The organism is Kiloniella sp. EL199, assembly GCF_900313065.1.
Taxonomy (GTDB): Bacteria; Pseudomonadota; Alphaproteobacteria; order Kiloniellales; family Kiloniellaceae; genus Kiloniella.
Window position 1 is genome coordinate 136,121 of the sequence record NZ_OMPU01000004.1, and the last position, 16,665, is coordinate 152,785.

The 16,665-nt window shown below is 44.1% G+C and carries 14 protein-coding genes; 2 read left to right on the forward strand and 12 right to left on the reverse strand.

From position 1 onward, the window contains the following. Positions 1 to 1,626, forward strand: a complete 1,626-nt coding sequence (locus D9A03_RS01340; RefSeq protein ID WP_120495437.1) for a TRAP transporter large permease subunit — start codon at positions 1 to 3, stop codon at positions 1,624 to 1,626. 181 nt (positions 1,627 to 1,807) lie between these two features. After that, entirely contained in the window at positions 1,808 to 3,013 is a 1,206-nt protein-coding gene (locus tag D9A03_RS01345; protein ID WP_120495438.1) for a benzoate/H(+) symporter BenE family transporter, read from the forward strand. Between the two features lie 47 nt (positions 3,014 to 3,060). On the opposite strand, the gene parC is transcribed toward D9A03_RS01345, so the two are convergent. From parC to D9A03_RS01405, 12 genes are all read right to left on the reverse strand, one after another. Continuing rightward, positions 3,061 to 5,313, reverse strand: a complete 2,253-nt coding sequence (gene parC / locus D9A03_RS01350; RefSeq protein ID WP_120495439.1) for a DNA topoisomerase IV subunit A — start codon at positions 5,311 to 5,313, stop codon at positions 3,061 to 3,063. Positions 5,314 to 5,418: 105 nt separating this feature from the next. Then, on the reverse strand, positions 5,419 to 6,240 hold the full coding sequence (locus D9A03_RS01355) for an ABC transporter substrate-binding protein (RefSeq protein WP_120495440.1): 822 nt from the start codon (positions 6,238 to 6,240) through the stop codon (positions 5,419 to 5,421). 35 nt (positions 6,241 to 6,275) lie between these two features. Next, complete coding sequence (recO, locus tag D9A03_RS01360; RefSeq protein ID WP_120495441.1) at positions 6,276 to 6,989, reverse strand: DNA repair protein RecO; 714 nt, start codon at positions 6,987 to 6,989, stop codon at positions 6,276 to 6,278. A 111-nt stretch (positions 6,990 to 7,100) separates the two neighbouring features. Then, entirely contained in the window at positions 7,101 to 8,057 is a 957-nt protein-coding gene (gene era / locus D9A03_RS01365; RefSeq protein WP_120495442.1) for a GTPase Era, read from the reverse strand. Positions 8,058 to 8,059: 2 nt separating this feature from the next. After that, positions 8,060 to 8,773, reverse strand: coding sequence for a ribonuclease III (rnc, locus tag D9A03_RS01370; protein ID WP_120495443.1), 714 nt, complete (start codon positions 8,771 to 8,773; stop codon positions 8,060 to 8,062). Further along, entirely contained in the window at positions 8,760 to 9,539 is a 780-nt protein-coding gene (lepB, locus tag D9A03_RS01375) for a signal peptidase I (RefSeq protein WP_120495444.1), read from the reverse strand. The genes rnc and lepB overlap by 14 nt, the downstream gene beginning before the upstream one ends. A 50-nt stretch (positions 9,540 to 9,589) precedes the next feature. Next, the gene (gene acpS / locus D9A03_RS01380; protein WP_120495445.1) at positions 9,590 to 9,997 is read right to left on the reverse strand and encodes a holo-ACP synthase; all 408 of its coding nucleotides are present in this window, start codon (positions 9,995 to 9,997) and stop codon (positions 9,590 to 9,592) included. Positions 9,998 to 10,040: 43 nt separating this feature from the next. After that, a complete protein-coding gene (locus D9A03_RS01385) occupies positions 10,041 to 12,188 on the reverse strand; it encodes a bifunctional (p)ppGpp synthetase/guanosine-3',5'-bis(diphosphate) 3'-pyrophosphohydrolase (protein WP_120495446.1) in 2,148 nt (715 codons plus the stop codon). 120 nt (positions 12,189 to 12,308) lie between these two features. Next, complete coding sequence (gene rpoZ / locus D9A03_RS01390) at positions 12,309 to 12,683, reverse strand: DNA-directed RNA polymerase subunit omega (protein WP_120495447.1); 375 nt, start codon at positions 12,681 to 12,683, stop codon at positions 12,309 to 12,311. Between the two features lie 131 nt (positions 12,684 to 12,814). Further along, positions 12,815 to 13,327, reverse strand: a complete 513-nt coding sequence (gene folK / locus D9A03_RS01395; RefSeq protein WP_120495448.1) for a 2-amino-4-hydroxy-6-hydroxymethyldihydropteridine diphosphokinase — start codon at positions 13,325 to 13,327, stop codon at positions 12,815 to 12,817. Positions 13,328 to 13,424: 97 nt separating this feature from the next. Further along, positions 13,425 to 14,513, reverse strand: coding sequence for a helix-turn-helix transcriptional regulator (locus D9A03_RS01400; protein ID WP_120495449.1), 1,089 nt, complete (start codon positions 14,511 to 14,513; stop codon positions 13,425 to 13,427). Next, on the reverse strand, positions 14,446 to 16,662 hold the full coding sequence (locus tag D9A03_RS01405; RefSeq protein WP_120495450.1) for a xanthine dehydrogenase family protein molybdopterin-binding subunit: 2,217 nt from the start codon (positions 16,660 to 16,662) through the stop codon (positions 14,446 to 14,448). Before D9A03_RS01405 ends, D9A03_RS01400 begins: the two co-directional genes overlap by 68 nt. Positions 16,663 to 16,665 lie beyond the last annotated feature (3 nt).

A 16,665-nucleotide genomic window follows, 5' to 3' on the forward strand; every position in this document is an offset into this window, starting at 1 on the left:
ATGGCTGAAACTCTTGATCTCCTGATGTTTGCCGCGGCCTGCTTCTTTCTTATGGCAGGTTTCCCTGTGGCCTTTACCCTTGCGGGCGTTGCCATAGCCTTTGCCCTGATTGGCTATGCCACAGGTGTTTTTGATCTCTCTTTCTTCGGGGCTTTGCCATCACGTATTTATGGTAATGCCATGACCAATGAGATCCTCATTGCCGTCCCGCTCTTTGTCTTTATGGGTGTGATGCTCGAAAAGTCCAAGGTTGCCGAGGAACTGCTCGATACCATGGGGCAGCTCTTTGGCTCTGTCCGCGGTGGCCTGGGGATTTCCGTGACCATCGTCGGGGCCTTGCTTGCGGCCTCAACCGGGATTGTCGGCGCCACGGTTGTTACTATGGGACTGCTGTCCCTGCCGACCATGTTGCGCCGAGGCTATGACCCTTCCCTYGCTTGTGGATCTATCTGTGCGGCGGGAACCCTCGGTCAAATCATTCCACCCTCAATCGTTCTGGTTATCCTTGGGGATCAAATTTCCAATGCCTATTCCGATGCCCAGCGGGCAATCGGTAACTGGTCTCCTGATCCTGTGTCGGTTGGGGATCTCTTTGCGGGTGCTTTGATCCCCGGCTTGATGCTGGTGGGCATGTACATCGCCTATCAGATGATCGTGGCCATTATCCGCCCGGACAGCTCTCCGCCAATTCCACGGGATGAAAACCATATTGAGCCCGGGGCTTTCCTGAACAAGATCCTTCATGCATTGGTGCCACCGGTGGCGTTGATCGTCTCGGTTCTGGGATCAATCCTCAGCGGGATTGCAACTCCTACGGAAGCAGCGGCTGTGGGTGCCATTGGTTCCCTCTTGCTGGCGGGGATGCGAACACAGGAACTCGGGCTATTAGAACATGCTGACCGGACCTCTCCATTTGACTTTATGGACTTTGGCAGTCGTCGCCCAACCATTATTGCAACCCTCTGTCTGCTCTTTATGCTGGTGCTGATTTCTTTCTTTGACCTGCGGGTTTCCAGAAATGAAATCCCGACAACAGATATGATTGCCATTATTGCTGCGGGTATTGCTTCTATCGGTCTCTTTTGGGGGATTTTGGTATCTCTTGGTCGGGTTTGGCGTACCAACATTCTGCGTCCGATCATGCGCTCGACCATGGAAATTTCTTCGATGGTCTTTGTGATCCTGATCGGGGCCTCCGTTTTCTCTCTGGTCTTCCGTGGGTTGGGGGGGGATGACATGGTGCATGAGTTCCTCAGCCACATGCCGGGGGGAACCTATGGCGCGCTTGTGATTGTCATGCTGGTGATGTTTGTCCTCGGTTTCTTTCTCGACTTTATCGAGATCACCTTTGTRGTGGTTCCCATTGTTGCCCCGATCCTGCTGATGAGTGATATCAGCCCGGTGTGGCTTGGCGTGATGATGGCCATGAACCTGCAGACCTCCTTCCTGACACCACCTTTTGGCTTTGCCCTCTTTTATCTCAGAGGTGTGGCACCAAAGGAAGTCACGACCATGCAGATCTACAAGGGCGTTATTCCCTTTGTGATCATTCAGATTATTGCCCTGCTTATTCTGGCTCTCTTTCCAGAACTGGCAACATGGTTACCGAAAGTCATCTTTGGCTAACACAACAGCCTAAAGACAAAACAAAAAAAGCCGCTGAGGGTTAATTTCAGCGGCTTTTTTTAATTACTGTTCCGAAGAATATTCAAACCTAAAATCATTTTTACCGTCAAGGCTTGATAAGTTTTAGATTTTTATATAACTATGATAATTAAAGTTATCTATAATATACAAATAAAATGCTATGTTACGTGATTTATCATTACAAAGTACATTTATGGGGCTGCTAGTCGCCTTTGTGGGGTTTGTCAGCTCTTTTGCTGTTGTTCTTCAAGGTATCAGAGCTGTTGGTGCTTCGGAAGAAGAGGCTGCGACAGCTTTAATGATTTTATCCATTGCAATGGGATTATGTGCCATTGTTCTCAGTCTGCATAGCAAACTTCCTGTTAGTGTTGCCTGGTCAACGCCTGGGGCGGCACTTTTAGCCAGTACGAGCACTATTCCCGGTGGTTTTTCTGTTGCGGTTGGTTCATTTGTTCTTTGTGCGGTTTTATTTGTTATTGCAGGCCTTTGGAAATCACTGGGACGAGCGGTTAATAAGATCCCCTCGGCTCTTGCCAATGCAATGCTTGCCGGGATTTTGCTTGGTTTATGTCTGGCACCGATTAAAGCAATTGCAGAAAAGCCATTGTTTGGACTTTGCATTCTTTTGGCCTGGATCATAGCGGGGCGTATAAATAAATTGCTTGCCGTTCCAGCAGCTCTGATTGCTTTAATTCTTATCATGATTTTTGGTATCGACTTTACGACAGCCAACAAAACTGAACTATTTAGTAATATTGTGCCTTCTTTTACAACGGTTTCCCCTGAATTCAGCCTAGCGGGGTTAATTGGAATTACCATTCCTCTTTTCATTGTGACGATGGCTTCGCAAAATGTACCTGGTATTGCGGTTTTAAAACTCCATAACTATGAGCCAAACTCCGGGTCACTGATTGCGATTACGGGATTCTTTTCCGGTGTCAGTGCACTTTTTGGTGGGCATGCCGTTAATCTGGCTGCGATTACAGCAGCAATGTGTGCCAGCGAGGATGCTCATCCTGACCCGACAAAACGCTATTGGTCTGCGGTTATAAGTGGCCTTGGTTATATTGTATTTGGCTTACTTTCCGGGCTTGTGACAACATTTGCTGTTATTGCTCCCGGTATATTGATTGCCGCAGTTGCCGGTCTTGCTTTGATTGGTGCTTTTTCCAATGCTGCTCTTGCTGCATTTAGTGACTCTGATAAAAGAGAGGCATCGGCTGTCACCTTTCTTACAACAGCTTCTGGTGTTACTTTTTTTGGAATTTCCGGCGCTTTTTGGGGACTATTGGCAGGCGGTTTAATTCTTTATATAACGCATCTATTTTCTCTAAAGAAGAAGCAAGTAGCTTTAAGCGAAGAATAGAATGATAACGTAAAAGACGATATCATATATTGATATCGCCTTATGATTTAACTGAACTTGTTGGTTCTTGGGAAACCAGTCGGCGGAAGGCGTCCAGCGCTTGCTCTGCGGCCATGCCAATCAATGATTTCATTACGGGTCCATGTACGTCCTGACGTATCACACCAGGTTAGCCCCTCACCTTTTTCCATACCGTTTTTAAATGTTTTAATATCTGACAGACCACCATCTCGATATTTTTGGAGAATAACGCCACGTCCTCTGGCCATTTCAGGTAACTCTTCAAGTTTGAGGACCAGTAACTTTCTGTTCTCACCAATAACGGCGACCATGTCATCGTGTTCGCCAATCTGATAACAGATGAAAGCGCTGGCTCCATCAGCAACATTTAAAACTTGTTTACCCGTGCGTGTCTGGGCAATGACATCATTTTCATTAATCTGGAAGCCTCTGCCATCAGTTGATGCCAATAGCAATTGCTGACCAGGACGATAAACAAGAATATCAACGATTTCCTGATCATTAGGTAAATCCAGAATAAGGCTTAAGGGTTCACCAAAACCACGCCCTCCCGGTAACTTATCAGCACCTAATGTATAGAAGCGTCCATTGCTCGCAAAAACCAAAAGTTTATCAGTTGTTTGTGCAAGAATAGAGAAACGTCCGGTATCGCCCTCTTTGTACTTGGCGTCACTTGTATCTTCCTGATGACCTTTTAGCGCACGTATCCAACCCTTCTCTGAACAAAGAATTGTCAAAGGTTCTTTTTCAATCACAGCTTCAAGCGGCACAACAACATCAGTTGGTGCATCTGCTACTTCTGTGCGGCGTTTGCCAAGTTCTGTTTTTTGTCCGTAGGTTTTGCGCAGATCTTTGATTTGATTGCCAACAATTTCCCATCGGCGCTCTTCTCGCGCCAGAATGTCTTCAAGATCTGCTTTTTCTGCTGTTAGATCTGCGTGCTCACCTTTGATGGCAATCTCTTCAAGTTTTCTCAAAGCGCGTAAGCGCATATTGAGAATGGCTTCCGCCTGAATTTCGGAAAGTGAAAAGCGCTTCATCAGAGCCTGTTTCGGCTTATCTTCTTCCCGGATAATCTTGATAACCTCATCCAGATTAAGATAGGCAATCAAATAACCTTCGAGAATTTCAAGGCGGGTTGCAATCTTATTCAGGCGGAAGTTACTGGCCCGGACAAGAATTACATGACGGTGATCCAGGAATGCCTGTAAAACTTCACGCAGATTCATAACGCGCGGAACCTGATCAGCATCCAGGACGTTCATATTCAAGCTTGCCCGACTTTCCAGTTCGGTCAATTTAAATAATGATTCCATCAAGACGACAGGGTCAACATTACGGCTTTTGGGCTCAAGAACAACACGAATATCTTCAGCAGATTCATCACGGACATCATTAAGAAGGAAGAGCTTTTTATTGTTAATAAGCTCTGCAATTTTCTCAATCAATTTGGATTTTTGAACCTGAAACGGAATTTCGGTAATAATAATCTGATATTGCCCGGCCTTGAGGTCTTCTGTTTCCCATTTGGCCCGAACCCGGAAAGATCCTCGGCCAGTGCTATAGGCTTGTAGAACGGCATCACGCCCTTCGACCATGACACCCCCTGTCGGGAAATCCGGTCCGGGAATAAAATCAACAAGCTTATCAAACCCAACATTCGGGGTTTTGATCATATAAAGAAGTGCATCACATATTTCGCCAACATTATGTGGCGGTATTGATGTTGCCATCCCCACGGCAATTCCCTGGGCCCCATTTGCGAGGAGATTGGGAAAGGCAGACGGCAGAATACAGGGTTCATCAGATTCACCATCGTAAGTCGGACGCATATCAACGGTGTTTTGATCTATATCTCTAAGAAGTTCCCCGGCAATTGCCGTTAGACGGGCTTCTGTGTACCGCATTGCAGCAGCATTATCCCCGTCAATATTTCCGAAATTACCCTGACCATCGATCAAAGGAAACCTAAGGGAAAATTCCTGCGCCAACCTGACAAGGGCGTCGTAGATTGATTGATCGCCATGAGGGTGGAATTTACCCATGACATCACCGACAACACGAGCAGACTTTTTAAAGCCTGATCCAGGATCAAGTTTTAATTGTCGCATCGCATAAAGAAGACGTCTATGGACAGGCTTCAAACCATCGCGAACATCCGGCAAAGATCTGGACATAATAGTTGATAATGCATAACTGAGATACCGATCAGAAAGTGCATCAACGAAACGAATATCCTGGATTTCCCGGGACGAAACTCTATCTGAAGAACTGCTCATAAACCCCTCACAAACTCTTGTTTCATTTTACTCAACAGTTCCGTTGAAGCAACTTGTTTGAATGAATAATGAGACGAATAAAGGACTGTTAAGAAAAAGAAATCATCATTTTGCAATCAAAGGTGATGACGTAATTAGCTTTTCCCATAAACCTTCATTTTTCATTTCACCGAGGGTTTCGTCAAAATCGGATATAAAAGCCTGACCAAAAGGTGATTTTTTAGACACCAGAAGAGGGAACTCTGGGCTGGACTCCATTACGATGGGTAAAATCTTTACCTGTGTGCCCAGTTGTAATTCTTTAATAAAATCCGCTGCTACAGGTTCAGCATGGATAATAATATCTGTCTGCCCTTGTACCAGGTGTTTTAAACAAACATCAAGTGTTGGCACGATCAGGTATTTCAAATTTTTTTTACGATAAAATTCCTTTGCCCAACCATTTCCCAAAACGTCACAATATCGCTTTGATTTGAGAGTGGTTGTTATATCTATTTCAGATTTAAATCTTGACTCTTCTTCTGAGTTGACCCGAACAACTGGCTGAAAGCGTAAGGGAAAAACAACATTTTTTGATGCGCGAGAAAATTCTAATCTTTCATTTGTCGGCGTAGTAATAAAAGCATCTACTTCACCGGATTTAACAGCCTGTTGCGCACGAGCCCATGGAAACCCATGATGTTCAACAGGAATACCCATTCGTTCCTGAATAACGCTTTCCATAAGCTCTGGAAGCATGCCTGTCACAGTCCTGGCCGAGCCAATAGAAATCGGCGCCCAGGATTCTGCGTATGCAATTTTGAATGGCTGTGTCTTCTTCTCATCTGCATGTAGTGAAGAAGAAAAAACGAAAAGACACCACACAGAAATGGCAAGCACAGTATTACGTGCCAAAATCACCTCCGAATCATATATAATTTTATACATACTATAGTATGTTATTATTTTTAACAAATAATAAGTTATATGAAATTTTCTACAAGGCGATCCCTTACAGATGGTAACGTTTTATCATGGGGATGAAATAAGTGACGTTCCAGGAAATATCCAGAAATTTTAAGCCCTTGATAAACCTCTACCGCCCCTCCTCCCTCTCGTCCGAGCAAAAACAGAGGAAGGGGGAAGAGTTTGTCTTTGTAGGGCTCACCGATTGCCAATGATACCGCACGACCTGATTTGGGACTGATGTAAGCCAGTTGATCGTTACTTCCACCGCCTGCGCAAGCACTCAAGTCGATACCAAAACCGAGGGCAGATAGTTGAGCCAATTCCCAGCGGACATAAATCTCTCCCCAGAAATCACTCTCCAGATGTTCCAGAAGAACTAAAAAACCTTCGTAAAAGGATGAATTCTCTTCGCGCTCTGGTACTGACTGTTCACAAATTGCTGCAGCTGATAATAATGCGGCAAGACGTCCTGGCTCATCAAAAAGGCGGCCCGAAATATTATCCAGCACCTCGGCGTCGTAATGTCCCAGGTGTTCTGCTAAACGTCCGCCCCATCTCACATGGAGATGGTTTCCCGGTTCGTAGGTCGAGCGTTTTTTAATGCTTTGCCCACCTCTGACCAAGCCGGCATGGCGTCCGTGTTCACGGGTTAATACCTGTACAATAATGTCATTTTCACCAAATGGCCGCGCAGAAAGGAGTACCCCCTCGTCTTCCCAATGTATCATCACCCAACCCAAAAAGAACAACAGGTGAACATATTAGTCATTTCCAGACCAAAGATCTAGAAAAGAATACCCTAAAATATTTCCCAGATATGGCCGAAAGCATGTCTAGGCTTAACTGTTAAAATCCAATCCCATTTCACGATATCTTTCGGGATCGTCTGCCCATTTTGCACGTACCTTGACGTGAAGGAAAAGGTGAACTTTACGTTCGACGGTTTCTTGCAAATCGTGCTGGGATTTAGAGCGGATCAACTTGATTGTTCTTCCACCTTTGCCAAGACACATTGCTTTGTGCTGTTCACGCTGGACATAAATGGTCTGTGATATCTTAACGCTTCCATCGTCAAAATCTTCCCAGCTATCCGTTTCTACTGTCAAGTTATAAGGAAGTTCGTCATGAAGATTAAGGAAAAGCTTCTCACGAGTGATTTCAGCTGCGATGGACCTCATGGGATGATCTGATAATTGATCTTCCGGATATAGCCACATGCCTTCGGGCACAGTGCTTGCCAAATGATCCAGCAAGTCATTTACACCGTCGCCTTCTTGAGCAGAAATCATGAAAATTTCAGAGAAAACACCCATTGTCATAAATTCTTGTGCCAAGGCCAAGAGCTTTTCCGGCTTTATGGAATCAATCTTGTTCAGCGCCAAGATTGCTTTGCGATCTTGTGTTTCCAATCCAGCGATAATAGCACGGATATCTTCGCCAATTTTCTTTCTGGAGGCATCGTGCAAAACAACAACAATTTCCGCATCCCCCGCGCCTTGCCAGGCGGAAGAAACCATGGCACGTTCCAGGCGCTTTTTCGGCGCAAAAATACCCGGTGTATCAACAAATATCAGTTGGGCATTTTTGTGCATCGCGATACCGCGAATTTGCGACCGGGTGGTTTGTACCTTATGGGTAACAATTGAAACCTTCCCCCCGACCATCCGGTTCATCAGCGTTGATTTTCCGGCATTTGGTGCGCCGATTAACGCGATAAATCCGCATCTCATATCTACGGGTAATTCAGTGCCAAGTTCGTCTTCTATTTTTGAGGGAGTTTCTTCTTTATTGCTCATGGTTACACACCACTTTCGCTAATAAATCGTAAGAGTTCTTTTGCCGCTTCCTGTTCACCCTTGCGTTTTGAATTTCCTTGCTTAATAACCGGGTCAAGGCCTTTAACAAAAACTTGGATGTCAAAAAGAGGAGCATGTGGTGGACCGGAACGTGATACTTCTTTGTAGGTTGGTAACGGTAACCCTCTTCCCTGCGCCCATTCCTGCAGGGTTGATTTGGCATCTTGTGGAGGCGATAAATCCTGATTTAGAAGCGGCTTCCAATTTTTTTGAATAAATCTTTGAACAGCTTCATACCCAGCATCCAGATAAAGCGCCCCGATCAATGCCTCGCAAACATCCGCTTGAAGGGCCGGGTTTTCGCGTTCACCACTTTCTTCTTCGCCTTTGGCGAGGACAATCAGCTTATCAAAGCCGAGTTTTTGCGCCACAATAGCAAGAGCTTCTCGGCGGACCAAGGCTGTAAAGCGCTTCGCAAGAGAACCTTCACTCTCTTTGGGGAAAGTCTGTAGAAGCATATCGGCGATAACAAGCCCGAGGACACGATCACCAAGGAATTCAAGTCTTTCATAGCTATCAGATACAATCTGATTCCGGCCACAGGCACTGGGATGCGTCAGCGCCTGCTTGACTAACTGAGGTCGATCAAACTTGTGTTCGAGAGTTACTGTAGCCACGTCGAGGTTACGGGCGTGGAATTCATCAATCGATGGCATTAAAAATACGCCCAAACCTGATCATTGATGGCCATTTCCAAACTTCCCACCAGTCACCATAATCTTCACCATTATCGTCTCCACGGTGCGAGAAGAACAACATATCAGCCCGACCGATGAAGTTTTCATAAGGTACTGGGCCGACAGAACTGAAACGACTATCCTGGCTGTTATCTCTGTTATCACCCATAAAGAAATAAAAACCTTCAGGAACAACATAAGCAGGGGTATTGTCTGAAAGAGGTTGATTGTCACTACGCTCCCATATCAAATGCTTAACACCATTGGGGAGCGTTTCTTCATATTCTTTTTCACCAAGATTCAAGCCATCACTGCCATCACCGATTCTGACCAGTGTACGAGGAACAACCTGATTGTTTATGTAGAGTTGCCCCTGCTTTACTTGTACTGTGTCACCAGGCAGACCAATCAGGCGCTTAATATAATCAATGTTAGGATCGGTAGGTTTTCTGAAAACGATGACATCGCCTCGCTCTGGCTCGCTACCAAGAATGCGGCCTTCAAAACTATCACCAAAGATTTTCGCACCAAAAGGGAAAGAGTATTTACTGACACCGTAGGAGAATTTAGAAACAAAAAGATAGTCACCGATCAAGAGTGTCGGCTTCATCGAGCTTGAAGGAATATTAAAGGGTTCAAACAGAAAAGTTCGTACCGTTAAGGCGATCAACAGCGCGTAAACAACTGTTTTGACAACACCTTCGTCTTCTTTTGTTTTTTCCACGTTTTCTGACCCAGTCGTCATTTTATTGATTCCATCATTATATCAATCAGATAAAAATTTTATCTAATATTTTAACTATGTTCCGGAACGGCAGAAATAATAACAAAGGCCTGCGCGTGCGGATAATCGTCAGATATAGTCACATGTAGCTGAGCTGTCATCCCCTGAGGGATAATATTATTTAAATGTTCCCGTGCCGCTCCGGTGAGTTTCAGCACAGGTTGACCATTTGAACTGTTCGTAACACCTATATCGGTAAAGAGAACTCCCTGTCGCCACAACCCCGTACCAAGGGCTTTGGCGCAGGCTTCTTTTACCGCAAAGCGTTTGGCATAGGTTGCCACCGGATCAGGGCGAGATGTTGCTCTCTTCTTTTCTTCCTCGGTGAAAACTCGATCAGTAAATCGGTCCCCGTATTTTGTCAGAGATTTCTCAATACGTCGGATATCGACGAGATCATTTCCAATCCCCAATATCATTGAAAACTCTCAATTTGAGTATTATGAAATGATAAAAGGACGATCAATTTCTGGCTCGTTCAACAGAGTTAACAACAGACATAGCCCGAAGTGCAGCGGTAATATCAGCCAGATGCTTTACATCTGTAACCTCAACATCAATCCTCATTTCAAAAAAATCCATTGAACGATGTACAATCTTCAAATTACTGATATTTCCCTGATTTTTACCAATAACAACCGACAGGCTACCAAGGCAACCGGGTTCATTGGCCACAATCAGCTTGAGACGACCCGTATGTTGCGGGCTTTCGACTTCCATGGAATCCCAGGAAACATCAATCCATCGTTCTGGCGTATCCTGATAGTTTACCAGATTATCACAATCTATCGTATGAATTGTAACCCCTTTACCCGTGGTAACAATCCCAACGATACGATCCCCAGGCAATGGGTGGCAGCAACGGGCATAGTGCACGGCCATTCCCGGAATAAGACCTTTAATGGGAAGCGCATTGTCTTTTGTACCTGATGCTTTTTGTTTCTTACGTTGTGTGCCTGGGCTTGGGGATTTCGGTAGAACTCGTGCGCCGGGATAAACCGCGACAAGTACTTCACGGGCCGTATGATGCCCTTGCCCAACGCTGACATAAAGATCTTCGGATTGATCCATATGAAACTTGCCGAGAATGCCTTCAATACCTTTTTCCGTAAACTCGTAGCCTTCCTGGCGAAAAATTTTCTGAACCATCTGATGACCAAGAGAGCTGTATTGATCACGCTCCTGAAGCCTTATATAGCGACGGATACAGGCTTTGGCTTTACCGGAAACAACAAATTTTTCCCAATCGGGTGAAGGGCTTTGGTTCTTTGATGTTAAAATTTGAACCTGATCACCATTATGCAGAATGGATCTAAAGGGAACCATGCGTCCGTTGACTTTTGCACCGACGCAGGTGTTTCCAACCTCGGTATGGACGGCATAGGCAAAATCAATCGGGGTTGAGCCGTTGGGCAGGGAAAGTAATGCTCCTTTAGGGGTAAAGCAGAAAACCTGATCCTGAAACATTTCCATCTTGGTATGTTCCAGAAACTCTTCCGGGTTTGAAGCATGATCCAGAATATCTAGGAGTTCGCGAAGCCAACGGTATTGACGCCCTTCCATATGCTCACCGCCTTGCTTGTAAGACCAGTGAGCAGCAACACCCATTTCCGCAATATCATGCATTTCTGCCGTGCGGATTTGTATTTCAATCTTGTGTTTTTCCGGGCCAATCACACAGGTATGGATTGATTTATAACCATTGGGCTTTGGTGTGGATATATAATCTTTGAAGCGACCGGGAACCACGGGGTAACTACCGTGTATTACCCCCAATGCCTGATAGCAGTTGGCCATATCTTTAACGATAAGCCGGAATGCCATAATATCTGAAAGCTGTTCAAAGGTGACAGCTTTGCGCTGCATTTTTTTCCAGATTGAATATGGCGCTTTCAGGCGCCCAAAAACTTCCCCTTCAATCCCCTGGGTTTTTATCACCCTGTTAAGTTCATCAATAATCTTTTTGGCAAGATTATCTTCATCTTCACCTTTGAGGAATTCCAGACGCTTAACAATAGATTCCCGTGCTTCAGGATTAAGTTCGGCAAAGGAAAGATCTTCCAGTTGATCTTTGAATCTATGCATACCGATACGTTCGGCCAAGGGGGCATAGATGTCCATTGTTTCTCGGGCAATCCGGCGACGTTTCTCTTCTTTTTTAATATACTTAAGCGTTTGCATGTTGTGCAAACGGTCCGCCAGTTTTACCAATAATACCCTGATGTCATCAGACATGGCGAGTACAAGTTTCCGGAAGTTTTCGGCGTATTTACTTTCTTCTGATTGAAGTTCGAGGCGTGTAAGTTTTGTTACGCCATCAACAAGTCTGGCAATGTGAGTGCCGAATGCTTTTTCAACTGTTTCCAGGCTGGCTTCTGTGTCTTCAACGACATCATGCAACAAGGCTGTGATAATGGAATTATGATCCAGCTTGAGATCAGTAAGAATACCTGCGACTTCAACAGGATGTGAGAAATAAGGATCGCCAGATGCTCGTTTCTGTGATCCATGATATTTGGTCGCAAAAACGTATGCTCTGTTTATAGCATCTTCATCTGCGTCATGATCATACGATTTAACGCGCTCAACCAACTCAAACTGACGGATCATTGTGGATCAAACAGCCCTTATGCAAAAATATAGCCTTCCAGAAAATGATACGCCGGGAAAAGGCGTAGGCCAAGCTCTGGAAGGCTATATTCTTAGAATTATTTGCTAAACTGGGTTTATTTACTCAGAATCTTTAGCAAGTTCGGTTGGCGTATCTTCAACAGACATACCATCTGCGTTTGCATACTGTTCGCCAGCATCAGCAGAGATAAGCGCTTCTGGGCCAATTGCATCAAACTCTGGCTCATCTTCGTCAACTTCAGAAAACGCGGCCTGTTTTTGGAGACCTTGCACCAATGAAGACTTCACAGCATCAAGGCTAATTGTTTCTTCTGCGATTTCGCGAAGAGAAACGACCGCATTTTTATCGTTATCCCGCTCTACAGTAAGAGGAGCGCCAGATACGATTTCCCTTGCGCGTTGGGCTGAAAGCATAACAAGTTCAAAGCGATTAGGAACTTTTTCTACACAATCTTCGACTGTGACGCGTGCCATAGATGATAACTCCAGTAGTCGTAGTTCACCCTTCAACAGGGTATTGAATCGATGCAATATATGAAGCGGTTCATAAGAACGCAAGGATAATCAACATTATCCAGTTAAAAAACTTTATAAGAACAAATTGCTTAATTTTCCATAGAACTGTCCGAATATTCAGTTGTTTCCTGATCGACAGGTATGGACAGGGAGAGCTCTTTTGCTGTTTTGCCTATAACAGGATGAAGCCAGTCTTCATCAATATCCATTAAAGGCAAAAGAACGAAAGCCCGTTCATGCATGCGTGGATGAGGAACAACAAGATGATCCCCCGGAGAGCTTATAAAATCATTATAGGCAATTATATCCAAATCAAGTATGCGTGGCGCGTTAATAAAAGGCCTGACACGTCCAAACTCGTTTTCGATACTATGCAGTAACTTCAAGAGTTCATCAGGCTTTAAATCCGTTTTAATTTGCGCAACAGCATTCACATACCAAGGAGCATCTGAAACAGGTACTGGCGCTGTTTTTAACCATCTTGATTGCTTTACTATTTCAACCCCAAGCTCTTCTAGTCTGGAAAGAGCTTTCTGGCATGTTTGCAAAGGCAGACCGTATTTAGGACTTTCGAGATTGGCCCCGATTGCAATAATAATCACTTTGATTCCTAGCTTAAAATGGTGTTCAGTATTCACAGTCTGAAAAGTTAATTATCATACCTTGGCAAAACTTAAAGTCGAATGATTGAGAAACAATTTAAGGATACAGTGACTTCCTATAGGCAGAAGGGCTCATCCCCATACTTGCTTTGAAATCTCGGCTAAAATGGGCGCTGTCAGAAAAACCCAGGCAAAATGCGATTGAGGTTAGAGAGTTTTTTTTCTGAGAAAGCATTTTACATGCAAACTGAATTCGAATGAGTCTGATTAATTTCGAAAAGCTTAGATCGGACATGGTTAAAAGGCGTTGTAGAGAGCGAATGGAATACCCCATTTCCCATGCGACATCTTCAATTTTCCACACTCTACTAATATCATTGGCAACATGTTGAGTTATCTTTTTCACCTTATCCTGATTTTGCAACAAGGTGATCGGCGGGAGTTCAAAATCAAATTCTTTTTGAATATTATCATTATCAATTTTCCGAGGCATAATTTTGTGCCAGGAAATCAACCAACGACTTGTATCGAGATTGTATATAGAAACAGGATTATCTGTGTGTAAAGTGAACTGATGCTTCTCTCTGACCTTATGCCATTCCCCATTTTTATCCGGCATATAACATTCTAAACTTTGACAACCTATTGCTTCAAGCAAGGCAATCATCACGCCACAAATTAGCAAATTTTCTGGTATACTTGGTTGATATCCCTCAATGCCATAACGTGTAAAGCTCGCCGAGCAATCAGACTGTTTTTCTATTCTTACCCTGTTCGTTGAATGCGCATATCTCTCAAATCGGTTCCACTTATCAAACAGAACCTTAGGTGTTCGAGACCTTAGGGCATAATACCAAACAGGATCATACTCGATTGTATCAATTGCTTGCCCAAGAGACAGCAAAGCAATGGCGCCTGCTTTTTCCAACAGTGTTTTTAGAAGCTCTCTTTTCATATCTGCGGAAACATAAGCATTACGAACAGGGTCTGGTGTTGGCTCTGCTGCAGCTAATAATTCAGGGTAGTCAGATTTTATTTGCCCTTGAATAAGCGCACTCAAACTGGCTTTTGCAAAATTCTTAATATTCCCCTCCCCTTCAAATCTAAAATTTGTCTTTTCAGAACAAATCATCATATGTAATTGGCAAATCCCGAATTCGTACACTTGTCGCATTAAAAACAGCATTAGCAATGGCGGCTGCCACAGGCCCCAAAGCGGCTTCACCGGCACCTGTGGCCGGTTTATCGGATTTCACTAATTCAATGTTTATTTCTGGGCATTCGTCATGTCGTAAAATCTGATAACCATCAAAGTTGTTTTCAACAACGTGCCCCTCATCAAACGTTACCCTTTCTTTTATCGCCATACTGCATCCCCAAACAAGATTTCCCATTATCTGGTTTTTAACCTGTTGCGGATTGATAATTGCCCCGCAATCTTGGACACAGTTAATTTTACGGATGAAAATATTTCCTTCAGAATGATCTATATCGACCTGAACAGCAACGGCAACAGGCGTTTGATTTTTATAGACAGCGCAAGCTATGCCATACCCATAATCCCGCTCTATAGAGTTTACAGATTGCTGTGAGCGCTCTTGAAGGCCAGATTTCATTTTTTCCAAGGTTATCAGGGTGTTTTTTAAACGCTCATGATTTGGTGATAGATTGTAAAGGCGAAAATCTAATGGATCAATTCCAGCTTCATATGCAAGCTCATCCATCATACTTTCGATTGCAAAACAATTAGGAGCAGAACCCAGCCCGCGCCAAGCGCCAATTGGTACCTCAGTTCTTATATCAGAATATCGGATACGTTGATTAACTATGCCATAGGGATGAAGGCTCCCTCTGGCAGTTCCTTCATCTGCTTTAAAGCTATCAACAACCCATGCTATCGAGTTTGGGATGGGACCTGTTATAATCGGGGCAGATGCAAAATCATGCTGCCAATAAGCTATACTACCGTTTGCAGTAACTCCGGCTTCGATGGAATGAGAATAAGGCGGTTGGAAATAGTTGTTTTGAAACTCGTCTTCTCTTGACCACTCCACCTTCACGGGCTTGCCGACAAGCCTGGATAATAGAGCGGCTTCCTCGGCAGGTTGACACAAAACGCGTCCACCAAATCCCCCGCCAACGCGCAATGAGTGAACAATGACATCATTAAGATCACTGCCAAGTAGTTTTGCAACTCTGCTTTTTACAAAAAAGGGATCCTGGCTCCCACACCAGATTTCAACTTTATCCTGCTGGACCCACGCTGTGGCAGCACGAACCTCCATTGATGCATGTGCCATACAGGGGGTTGAATAATTTGATTTTATGATCTTTGCGTTTGGGGGTAATGTTTCACTATCACCTTTTTCAACAAGAATGTGCTCTAAGTCTTTATTATTTTTTATTTTCGCTACATTTATCTTACTGAGTAATTCAGTCGTATTAATGCTAGATGATCGCCAAATTACATCTATTTCTTCAACGGCCAAACGCAGCGAAATGGGATCTGTCGCGACAACGGCAACCAGATTTTCCTCTATTTGTTTCTTAACTCTAATAACACCATTTATATCCTGCACATTATTCAGGTGAGCACTTTCGATTTTCACTCCTAATGCAGGGGGTCGAAAAAAATGCCCAAACACTGTATCCGGTATTTTAAAATCACGGGCATAGATCTCTGTCCCTGTAACAATGTTTTTCATTGTTGTAGAAACTCTATCATGTCCAATATGAAGTTTGCTTCTGGAACTTTGCAGGGAATATAGTTTTACGTTTTTAACTTCTATCGGATCCGGAACATTGAGAAGAATAGGTTCATCAGAAACCAAATCATGATAAAGAATTATACGATCATCCTCTATCTTGAAGCCATTATAAGCATCACTTATTTTGTCAACTTCAATTCCGGCAAGACTAGCGGCTCTCCCTCTCAATGCTTCGCGCATATGCGCTGCGCCATAGGCGACAGGTTGCCAAAATTTGGCAATCCCCTCTGATCCGACAGTCATTTTAAAAGGGGGCACTTGCTCTGTGGAAGCGGTCAAACATTCTATGTCTGCAAAATCAACATTCAACTCTTCGGCAACAACTTGGCTGAGACCTGTTGTTGTGCCCTGCCCCATCTCTATTCTGGGACAGAAAAATTTTACCTTGCCTGATGGCAAGAGTTGGAACCAATAAAAAGCATCCTCAGAAACAGGATCAGATGTTGAAGGTAAAGCAGGTAAAATTGAGCTACAGGAACTCAGAAGGGTCATGCCAACCGCTGACCATCCTGTCGCCTTTAAAAGTTGTCGTCTAGACAGAGAAATATCTTTAATCGAATTAACCATTAT